The organism is Microbacterium sp. 5K110, from assembly GCF_005774735.1.
Lineage (GTDB): Bacteria > Actinomycetota > Actinomycetes > Actinomycetales > Microbacteriaceae > Microbacterium.
This window is the reverse complement of record NZ_VBUM01000166.1, coordinates 1-1,654: the sequence shown is the minus strand read 5'-3', so window position 1 is coordinate 1,654 and position 1,654 is coordinate 1. Positions and strand designations below refer to the sequence as shown.

Here is a 1,654-nt window from a genome sequence, read left to right as displayed (position 1 = left end):
GATTCGGGGAGCGGAGGATGTCATGGCCCCGGGGCGTCCTCCCGTTGCGGAATCCCCTCCCGTGGCGGGGGCGCTCGCTGCGCCGGCGCCTCTCGCCAGGGTGCCGGCCGCACCGGCGCCGCCGCTCACCGCTGCTGGAATCACATCGGCCGCGAGGCCTGTGGCATCCGCCAACGCCCGTACGGGGGCGTGCAGCGCCGGGTCGATCCAGCGCGCGGCGTCGTGCACGAACTCGGGGTGCGCGGTGAGTCGCTCGCGGAGCGCGAAGCCGCGGGCGGCGGTCTGCGCGGCGAGGTCGTCGATGTGCGGCCACGGACGCTCGGGGTTCACGTGATCGGCCGTGAGCGGCGAGACCCCGCCCCAGTCGTCGATTCCGGCGTCGACCAGCAGCCCCAGCTCGCGCGGGTCGGAGAGGTTCGGCGGAACCTGGATCCGCATGTCGGGGCCGAACACGAGCCGCGTGACGGCGACCGTGACGAGGTACTCGTGCATGTCGGCATCCGGAGCGCCCTGCATCGCCGTGCGGGGCTTCGCGCGGAAGTTCTGCACGATGACCTCTTGCACGTGCCCGTGGCGGTCGTCGAGATCGCGCAGGGCGACGAGGGACTCGGCGCGGTCGCGGACGGTCTCGCCGATGCCGACGAGGATGCCGGTCGTGAACGGGATGCCGGCGGCCCCCGCGTCGTCGATGACCCGCAGCCGCAGGTCGGGGTCTTTGTCGGGGGAGCCGAAGTGCACCTGACCGGGCTCGTCGTAGAGGCGGCGCGAGGTGGTCTCGAGCATCATGCCCATCGACGGCGAGACCGGGCGCAGCGTCGCCAGTTCGTCGGGGTGCATCACGCCGGGATTGGCGTGCACGAGCATGCCGGTCTCGGCCGTGATGAGCCGTGCGATGTGCGCGACGTAGTCGATCGTCGAGGCGAAGCCGTGCTCGTCGAGCCACGCGCGGGCCTCGGGCCACCGCTCTTCGGGGCGGTCGCCGAGCGTCAGCAGCGCCTCTTTGCAGCCCAGGGCCTGGCCTTGGCGCACGACCGTGAGCACCTGCTCGGGGCTCATGTACGCGGGCTTGCGCAGGAGGTTCAGCTGGCCGGGGGTGTCGACGAAGACGCAGTAGTGGCAGCGGTCGCGGCACAGGGTCGTGAGGGGCACGAACACCTTGCGCGAGTACGTGATGACGTGGGGACGCCCGGCACGCGCGAGTCCCTCGTCGCGCATCTTCGAGGCCGCGCGGGACAGCACATCGAGCGGCGCGTGGAGCAGCATCTCGGTCTCGTCGACGTCGGGGCGGTACCCTCCGCGCACGCGCTCGAGGAGGTCGTCGATCGAGTCGCCCCGGGCCGGTGCGGCCTGCGGCGCAGCGCTGCCCGTACTCATCGCTCCAGGCTATCCCTCCCCTCCGACACCCGGGCCGCGGGGGCCTGCCGTGGGTTGGCGCCGCGCCGTGGGGCGGGGGCTCGTGGCGCCGGGTCGGTGCGGCGGCCGCGGGTCGGTGCGGCGGCCGCGGGTCGGTGCGGTGGCGCGGGTCGGTGCCGTGGCCGCGGGCGCGGCGGCCGCGAGTCGGTGCGGTGGCCGCGAGACTGCATCTGCCTGACAACCCCACTGCAGGCTGCGGCGGTTTCGTCAGGCGCATGCAGTCTCGCGGCCGGGGTGGCGG

General features: G+C 73.7%; 1 protein-coding gene. It reads right to left on the bottom strand.

Annotated elements, in window-relative coordinates; all coding sequences use genetic code 11:
• Window positions 1-1,374: 7,8-didemethyl-8-hydroxy-5-deazariboflavin synthase CofG (gene cofG / locus FE256_RS17875; protein ID WP_138178334.1), on the bottom strand; the 1,374-nt coding region annotated here is incomplete at its 3' end.
• Window positions 1,375-1,654: the final 280 nt, after the last annotated feature.